The organism is Microbacterium sp. 13-71-7 (assembly GCF_002257455.1).
In the GTDB taxonomy this organism is placed as follows: domain Bacteria; phylum Actinomycetota; class Actinomycetes; order Actinomycetales; family Microbacteriaceae; genus Microbacterium.
Genome location: NZ_NCKN01000170.1, coordinates 1 through 8,996 on the forward strand (window position 1 = coordinate 1; position 8,996 = coordinate 8,996).

Genomic DNA, 8,996 nt, shown 5'->3' on the forward strand with positions numbered 1-8,996 from the left:
CCTTGCCGCTCAGCCTGGGCGGGCAAATGATCGTGTTCGAGACGCTGTTCGGCCTGCTCTATGGCTTCCTCTGGCAGCAGCGCTGGCCGTTGCCGCTGGAGCTGCTGGCGGCCGGCTGCCTCCTGGCCGGCGTGGTGCTGTACGCGTCCGGCGCGCTGTCGCAGCTCAGTCCGGAGTACCTGGTCGCCCATCAGGTCCGCATGCGCGCCGAGATCGCCGCCAACCCGTGGCTGGCCAGGCTCAGCTACATCGGCCTGCTCACGCTCGGCATGGCCACCGGCATCCCGGGCACCATCGTGATCATCCTCGCCGGCGGCTTCGCGTTCGGCGTGGTGGAGGGCACGATCTACTCCTCGATCGCGCTCACGCTGGGCTCGCTGATCCTGTTCCTGGCCAGCCGCTATGCGTTCGGCGCCGGGCGCAAGCATCCGCCGGCGCTGGTCGAGCGGCTGCGCCACGGCTTCGCCCATCACCCGGTGAGCTACACGCTGTTCCTGCGCTTCGTGCCGGTGCTGCCATTCGGCGCGGTGACCGTGTGCCTGGCCTGGCTGCGTTGCCGGCTGTGGCTGTTCCTGGGCGCAACCTGGCTGGGCGGCACGGTGACCCTGGTGTTCGAGACCCTGGTCGGTGCGGGACTGGGCGACGCACTCAGCCAGGCCGACCACATCGGCCTGGGCATGCTGCTCCACCGCAACGTGCTGCTGCCGCTGGGCGGGATGCTGGCCGTCGTCATCGCGTACGGCGCCACGACCGCGCTCTGGCCGCTCAACGCCGTGCAGCCCGTCGCGGCGCCCGTCGCGTTCCAGCCCCCCGCCGCTCCCGCCGCCGCCGCGGCCTGGCCAGCGACGGGCAGCGCCGCCGTGGGCGTCGCCGGCATCGGCACCATCGCCTCGGCAGAGCAGCACGCTCCGATGGCGAGCATCACCAAGCTCGTGACCGTGCTCGCCTCGCTCGACAAGATGCCTCTCAAGGCCGGCGAGCAGGGTCCGTCCTTCGCCTTCACGCAGGCCGACAGCGACGAATACTGGGGCTACCTCCGGCAGGATCAGTCCGCGCTCGACGTCCCGGTCGGCGGATCCCTCACCCAGTATCAGCTCTACGAGGGGATCCTTCTCGGGTCGGCGAACAACTACGCCGACCGCCTCGCCCGCGAGGTGTGGGGCTCGGATGAGAACTACGCGGCTGCTGCGAATCAGTGGCTCAGTCAGCACGACCTCGCCGACATCACGGTCGTGACCCCCTCGGGCTTCGACTTCGGCAATGTCGCGACTCCGCGCGCGCTCATCCAGCTCGGTCAGATCGCCGAGAAGAACCCGGTCATCGCCGGGATCGTGAAGCAGAAGAGCGTCGAGCTGCCCGGCGCCGGAGTCGTGAAGAACACCAACGGGCTCATCGACGACGCTGGCATCGTGGGGATCAAGACCGGCACGATCGGCGACGGCTCCGACACCCGCTACAACCTGCTCTCGGCCAAGGACGTCCCCGACGGGGACGCCATCGTACGGATCTACGTCGCCGCGCTCGGCCAGGACACCGACGCGGGCCGGGTCGACGCCTCCCGCGCGCTGTACGCGGGGCTCGAGGCGGCTCTGAAGGACCAGCCGCAGACGGTGGACAAGGGCGCGACGCTCGGCACGGTCGACACGGCGTGGGGCGAGACCACCCAGGTGGTGGCCGCCGAGAGCGCCAGGGTCGTCCTGTGGAACGGCGCGTCCGCGACGGCGACCACGAAGTTCTCGCTCGGCGAGGGCTGGAAGGCCGGCGAGAAGGCGGGCACGCTCAGCCTCAAGGGCCCGCTGGACTCCGCCTCGGTGCCGCTGGAGCTGCGCACCGCGCTGCACGGCCCGAGCTTCTGGTGGCGTCTGACGCACCCCCTCGAGCTGTTCGGCCTGACGAAGTAGCGCCCCGGCGTCGGATCCCGCCCGGATCCGGCCTCACCGCCTCCGTTCAGGTCGCGCTGTCTCCGCTCAGGTCGCACTTTCTGCTGCTGTTGCCGCCCCGGAGGAGCAAGAATCGCGACGTGAACGACGCCGCAAGGCGCCGGATACGCCAGCCGCCCCGGGCCAGGCGAGGGCGAGCCAGGCGAGGCCGGGCCAGGCCAGGCGAGGCCGGGCCGGCCTGGCCACGAGCAAGCGCCGCCGCCCTGCGAACAGGACGACGGCGCTCACGTCGGTGCGGACGAGGTCAGACTCTGTCGTCCTCGATCTCCCACGACGAGTCCTCCGGCGATTCGGCCGACTCGATGACGCGCTCGGCGACGGCGACCGGGGCGGCCCCGGATCCGATCGCTGCGGCGGCGCCGGCCTCGACCTCGGACGCGACGGATCCGTCCGCCGGAACCGCGACGGTCCCGGTGACGAGAGCCTCGTCGGCGTCGGTGTCGCTCGCGGCCTGCTCGAACTGCGACTGGTACAGCCGCCAGTACGCGCCCTGCGCCGCGATGAGCTCCTCGTGGTTGCCCTTCTCCACGATGTCGCCGTGCTCCATCACGAGGATGAGGTCGGCGTCGCGGATCGTGGACAGGCGGTGCGCGATCACGAACGACGTGCGTCCGTGCCGGAGGGCCGCCATCGCGTGCTGCAGCAGCAGCTCGGTGCGGGTGTCGACGGCCGAGGTGGCTTCATCCAGGATGAGGATCGACGGCTGGGCGACGAACGCACGCGCGATCGTGATGAGCTGACGCTCACCGGCCGACACGTTCGAGGCGTCCTCGTCGAGCTTCGTCTCGTAGCCCTCGGGGAGAGCATGCACGAAGCGGTCGACGTACGTCGCCTTCGCGGCGTCGATGACCTCGTCATCCGTCGCGGTCGAACGGCCGTAGCGGATGTTCTCCCGGATCGTGCCCGCGAACAGCCACGGATCCTGCAGCACCATGCCCGTGCGCGAGCGCAGGTCGGAACGCTCCATCTCGGCGATGTCCTGCCCGTCGAGGAGGATCCGCCCGCCGCTCAGCTCGTAGAACCGCATGATGAGGTTCACCAGCGTGGTCTTGCCCGCTCCGGTCGGGCCGACGATCGCGACCGTCTGGCCCGGCTCCACGCGGAACGACAGGTCCGTGATGAGCGGGCGGTCCTCCGTGTAGGAGAACGCGACGTGCTCGAACTCGATGACGCCCTTGCCGTCGGTGACGGTGGGTGCGTCCTCGGCGTCGGGATCCTGCTCCTCCGCGTCCAGCAGCTCGAACACGCGCTCGGCCGAGGCGGTGCCGGACTGCACGACCGCCGCCATGCCGCCCAGCTCGCTGAGCGGCTGGGTGAACTGCTGCGAGTACTGGATGAAGGCCTGCACGTCGCCGAGGCGGAGCTGACCGCTCGCGACCATGAGTCCGCCCAGCACCGCGAGGCCGACGTAGGTCAGGCTGCCGATGAAGGTCATCGCGGGCATCATCAGCCCGGACAGGAACTGGGCCTTGAACGCGGCCTGGTAGAGCTCCTCGTTCTCGACCTGGAACTTGTCCAGAGCGTCCTTCTCGCGGCCGAAGACCTTGACCAGCGCGTGGCCGGAGAAGGCCTCCTCGACACGGGCGTTCAATCGGCCGACCTTCTTCCACTGGATCCCGAACGCCTTCTGCGAACGCGGTCCGATGACGCCGAAGATCACGGCCATGAGGGGCAGCGCCACGAGGGCGACGAGCGCCAGCTGCCACGAGATCGAGAACATCATGATCAGCACGCCGACCACCGTGAGCACCGAGGTGAGCGCGCCCGACAGCGATTGCTGCATGGTCTGCGTGATGTTGTCGATGTCGTTCGTGACGCGGGAGATCAGCTCTCCGCGCTGCACCTTGTCGAAGTACGACAGGGGAAGGCGGTTGATCTTCGCCTCGACGTCCTCACGCAGGCGCCACATCGTGCGCACCATGATGACGTTGATGACGTACCCCTGGATCCAGCTCAGCAGAGCGGATCCGACGTAGATCGCGAGCACCGCGGTGATCACCCAGCGCAGCTGCTCGAACTGGATCCCGTCGCCGACCTTGAACGGCCCGAAGGCGGCGACCATGTCGGCGAACTGGTTCTGCTTCGCGGCGCGCAGCGCCTCGACGACCTGCGCCTGGTCCGTCCCGTTCGGGAACCCGGGGAAGCCGTTCTGCGGCTTGGCGAGCTGGAGGGAGGTGAACCCCTCGTAGATGATGTTGGTCGCGTTGCCGAGAACCTTCGGCGCGGCCACGGACAGCACGACGCCGAGCGCCCCGAAGATCGAGACCAGCACGAACCACACGGCGCTGGGCTTGAGCAGCCCGATCATCCGCTTGAAGCTCGGACCGAACTGGTTCGCCTTGCCCGGAGCGGGCCCGTCGAACATGCCGCCGCCCTGCTGGCGCGCCTTCTCGGCCTGCTCGGCCTCTTCCTTCTCGGCGTCGGTCATCTCGGCGGTCGCCGATGCGCCGGCGAACTTCGCCCGACGGGCCTCCATGCGCTCCGCGCGTGCGGCCTTCTTGTCCACGTTGTCGCTCATGCGTCCACCCCCAGCTGCGACTCGACGATCTCTCGATAGGTGTCGCTGGTCTCGAGCAGCTGCTCGTGCGTGCCGACGGCCACCATGGTGCCGCCCTCGAGGACGACGATGCGGTCGGCGTCGGTGATGGTCGAGACGCGCTGCGCCACGACGATCTTGGTCACGTGCGGAAGCTCCCGCCACAGCGCCTGGCGCAGCCGGGCGTCCGTGGTGAGATCGAGCGCCGAGAACGAGTCGTCGAAGACGAGGATCTCGGGCTGGTGGATGATCGCACGGGCGATCGCGAGCCGCTGACGCTGGCCGCCGGACACGTTCGTACCGCCCTGGGCGATGGTCGAGTCCAGGCCGTCCGGCATCTCCGAGACGAAGTCCCTCGCCTGGGCGATGTCCAGCGCGGCCCAGAGGTCCTCGTCGGTGGCATCCTCGCGCCCGTAGCGCAGGTTGGAGGCGATCGTTCCGCTGAACAGGAACGGGCGCTGCGGCACGAGACCGATGCTCTTCCACAGTGCATCGACATCGGCCTGGCGCACATCGGTGCCGCCGACGAACGCGGCGCCTCCCGTGACGTCGAACAGCCGCGGGATGAGCGAGATCAGCGTGGTCTTGCCCGCGCCGGTGGATCCGACGATCGCGACGGTCTCGCCGGGCTCCGCCGCGAAGCTGATCCCGTGCAGCACCGGCGACTCGGCGCCGGGGTACGTGAAGGACACGTCGTCGAAGGCCACGGATCCGGGGACCGGGAAGCTCGTGACGCCGTTCTCGGGCCGGGTCATGCTCTGCTCGGCGTCCAGCACCTCGCCGACGCGCTCGGCGGAGACCGCGGCGCGCGGGATCATCATGGCCATGAAGCTGGACATGATGATGCCCATCATGATCTGACCGATGTACTGCATGAACGCGAACAGCGTGCCGACCTCGACCGTGCCGTTGTTCACCTCGATGCCGCCGAACCAGATCACGCCCACGATGGTGACGTTCAGGATCAGCATGAACAGCGGGAAGAGCAGGACGAAGAGCGATCCGACGTTGCGACCGACGACCATGATGTCGGTGTTGGCGCCGCGGAAGCGGTCCTCCTCGATGCGCTCGCGCACGAAGGCGCGCACGACGCGGACGCCGGTGAGCTGCTCGCGCATGATGCGGTTGACGTTGTCGAGCTTGCCCTGGTAGCTGCGGAACAGCGGGACCATGCGGCCGATGATGATGCCGGCCACGATGAGCAGCGCGGGCACCGAGACGGCGATCAGCCAGCTCAGGCCGAGGTTGGTCTGCAGCGCCATGATGATGCCGCCGATGGCGAGCAGCGGGGCGGTGATGAACATCGTCGAGCCCATCATCGCGAGCATCTGCACCTGCTGCACGTCGTTCGTGTTGCGGGTGATCAGCGAGCCGGCGCCGAACTGGGACACCTCGCGCTCGGAGAAGCCGCTCACGCGGGCGAACACGTCGGCGCGGATGTCGCGGCCGAGGCTCATCGCCGCGCGCGCGGCGAAGAAGGTCGCGATGACGGAGGCGATGATCTGGCCGAGCGAGACCGCGAGCATGAGCGCGCCGTGCGACCAGATGTACGCGGTGTCGGCGTTGGCGACGCCCTTGTCGATGATGTCCGCGTTGAGGCGCGGCAGGTACAGCGAGGCGAAGGCGCTGCCGAACTGGAACACCAGGACGCCGAGCAGCAGCCATTTGTAACGCTTCAAATAGCGGAAGAGGATCTTTCCGAGCACAGGCGGACTTTCCTTGTGGGAGCGGACTTCCCGAGGGGAAGTGGAAGATGTCGAGAAACGACCACGAAACACCCTGCCACGCAGCACCGACATTCACATCCCCCTTGAGGAGGATCGACTCAGATCTTCGCTGAGGGCGAAACGAATCCCTGCTCGCGCCGAGATTTACGGATCCGGTTGAGAAACCGCGGCGCCCCGGGGAGCGCCGCTAGGCCCAGAGCGGAACCGGCGGCACGTAGTCGCGCGCCTCGGCGGAGGCGTCGGGCCCGAGCTCGGCGAGGGTCTGCGGATCCCAGTGCGGATCGCGGTCCTTGTCGACGAGCTGCGCGCGGATCCCCTCGACGAGGTCGGGGTGGTTGTGCACGAACCACAGCACCCGGCGGTACTCCCCCGCCAGGGCGTCGCGCACGGAGTCCATCGCCCTGGCCTCGCGCACCGCGTCGAGCGTGACCACGAGCGCCGTCGGAGCGAGGGATTCGAGCAGGTCCGCGGTGTCCGCCGGAGCGGGCTCGGGAGCGCCGCCATCCAGAACCTCCGGGGCGGGCCTTGCCCGCAGGCGGGCCACGATCTCCGGCACGCTGTCGGCCGAGAAGGCCTCGTCGATCCACCCCTGCTGCGCGGACAGCGGCGAGGGATCCGGCGTCTCGTCGAAGAGCATGACGATCTCGCTCGGACCGGTGGGATCCGCCCTGTGGGCGAGGGCGTCACGCAGCGCCTCGAGCCGCTCGGACGGGACGTAAAAGTCCGCGAAACCGGCGTAGAGGGCGTCGGAGCCGTTCATCGTGCCGGCCGTGAGCGCCAGGAACTCGCCCAGGCGACCGGGCGCGTGGCCGAGCAGCCAGGTGCCGCCGACGTCGGGCGTGAAGCCGATCCTCACCTCGGGCATCGCGAGCTGCGAGCGCTCCGTGACCACGCGGATCGCGGCGTGCCCCGCGACGCCGATGCCGCCGCCCATCGTGATGCCGTCGGCGATCGCGACGATCGTCTTGGGATACTCCGCGATCGCCGCGTTCATCGCGTACTCCTCGCGGAAGAACTCCACCGTGTCGGCGCTGCGTCCCGCGGTGATCTGCCGGTGCAGCTCGCGCACGTCGCCGCCCGCGCACAGGCCGCGGTCCCCCGCGCCGTCGATGTAGACGATCTCGATGTCGCTGTCGTCGCGCCAGGCGTCGAGCGCGGCATGCACCGCGCGGATCATCCCGACGCTCAGCGCGTTGAGCGCCCGCGGGCGGTTCAGCGTGATCCAGCCCAGCGCTCCCTCGGTGCGCACGAGCACCTCGTCGTCTGCGGCGGCGGATCCCTGGGCGTCCTCGACGATGCTCACGGATGCCACGTTACCCCGCGCGGCGCTCCGCCCGAGCCGTCGGCGACCGGGGGGACGGAGCGTGCGTCCGTCTTCCCGCGGAGCGCGCGACGGCCCTCGCATTGCGCGGAATGCCCCGGATCAACGAGCGTTTTCATGTCGCATCCGACAAGATAGAGGGGTACTGCTGTATCTATGAGAGGCCGCGGATGACCGACGGACAAGTGCTCGAGTTCTCGCATGCGACGAAGCGCTTCGGCGTTCTCACCGCTGTCGACGACCTCTCCGCCCGTATCGAGCCGGGGGCGGTGACCGCGTTCCTCGGGCCGAACGGCGCCGGCAAGACGACTTCGCTGCGGATGATGCTCGGTCAGATCCGCCCGACCTCGGGCACGGCGACCATCGGCGGCGTCGCGCACGCCGAGCTGCGCCACCCGCTGCGGACCGTCGGATCCGTCCTCGAGGAGGCCGTCTACCGGCCTCGCCGCACGGCCCCGCGCCAGCTCACCATCGCCGCGAAGGCGAACGGGATCCCGCTCTCCCGCGTGGACGAGGTGCTCTCCCTCGTGGGCCTGCAGAACGAGACCGAGACGCGCATCGGCGCGTACTCCCTGGGCATGCGGCAGCGCCTCAGCGTCGCCGGCGCCCTGCTCGGCGATCCAGGGGCTCTCGTACTGGACGAGCCCGCGAACGGCCTCGACCCCGAAGGCATCCGCTGGATGCGCCTGCTCATGCGCCGCCTCGCCGACGAGGGCCGCACGGTGCTGGTCTCCTCGCACGTGCTGAGCGAGATCGAGCAGATCGCCGACAACGTGCTCGTGCTCTCCAAGGGCCGTCTGGTCTATGCGGACAGCATCGGCAAGCTCTCGGATCCGACCACGGGGTCGGTCGTCGTCGACGCCGACGACCGTGCGGCCCTCGCCACCGCCCTGCAGAACGCCGGGCTGACCTTCGATGTGCTGCGGTCCGGGCTGACCGCGCACAACACCGACGCCGCGGCGGTCGGCGCCATCGCCGCCTCCGCAGGGCTCGCGCTCACCACGCTGCTGCAGCGCGGACCGAGCCTGGAGGAGGTCTTCCTCGACCTCGTGCACGGCCGGCGCGATCCGCTCACGGGTTCGGTCCCGGTCGTCGGTGCGCCCGTCGTCGCCGCCCAGGAGGCCGGTGCAGAGCCGGGCGCCGGCGCCGAGCCTGGTGCGGAGGCAGGCGGGACCGAGCTGGCGCACGCTTCGGGCGAGGACGGATCGGCGGATGCCGAGCACGTCCCCACCGCGGGACTGTTCGGCGCCGCAGCGGCGGTGCCGGTCGTGGCCGCCGCGAGCGCCGGCGTCGCCGGCCTCTTCGGAGCCGCGGCCGAAGCGGCGGCCGAGTTCGCCGCCGCGCAGTCGGCGGCCGGCGAGGACGAGAGCGCGCCCGGCGCGGAGGGCGCATCGACCGACGGGTCCTCCGCGGACGTTCCGGCGGCGGATGAGGCCGAGGGCGCCGAGGTTGGGTCCGTCGAGGGCGCCGAG

Annotated in this window: 5 protein-coding genes; 2 read left to right on the forward strand and 3 right to left on the reverse strand. The window is 69.9% G+C overall.

What is annotated here, in order from left to right; translation table 11 throughout:
* On the forward strand, positions 1–1,901 hold a 1,901-nt coding region (locus B7X32_RS14965), incomplete at its 5' end, for a VTT domain-containing protein (RefSeq protein ID WP_292721222.1).
* Between the two features lie 283 nt (positions 1,902–2,184).
* On the opposite strand, the gene B7X32_RS14970 is transcribed toward B7X32_RS14965, so the two are convergent.
* The 3 genes from B7X32_RS14970 to B7X32_RS14980 form a co-directional block, all read right to left on the reverse strand.
* Positions 2,185–4,416 (reverse strand): ABC transporter ATP-binding protein, encoded by a 2,232-nt coding sequence (locus tag B7X32_RS14970; protein WP_292721233.1) that lies wholly within the window; start codon positions 4,414–4,416, stop codon positions 2,185–2,187.
* Positions 4,417–4,454: 38 nt separating this feature from the next.
* Complete coding sequence (locus tag B7X32_RS14975; RefSeq protein WP_292721224.1) at positions 4,455–6,182, reverse strand: ABC transporter ATP-binding protein; 1,728 nt, start codon at positions 6,180–6,182, stop codon at positions 4,455–4,457.
* A 208-nt stretch (positions 6,183–6,390) separates the two neighbouring features.
* Positions 6,391–7,506, reverse strand: coding sequence for an enoyl-CoA hydratase/isomerase family protein (locus tag B7X32_RS14980; RefSeq protein ID WP_292721227.1), 1,116 nt, complete (start codon positions 7,504–7,506; stop codon positions 6,391–6,393).
* 188 nt (positions 7,507–7,694) lie between these two features.
* Here B7X32_RS14980 and B7X32_RS14985 point away from each other — a divergent pair.
* Positions 7,695–8,996: ATP-binding cassette domain-containing protein (locus B7X32_RS14985; protein ID WP_292721230.1), on the forward strand; the 1,302-nt coding region annotated here is incomplete at its 3' end.

What these genes read in the sequence shown, in the direction of transcription:
- B7X32_RS14970 (WP_292721233.1), bottom strand. Translation starts at nt 4,416, where the DNA reads ATGGAGGCCCGTCGGGCGAAGTTCGCCGGCGCATCGGCGACCGCCGAG.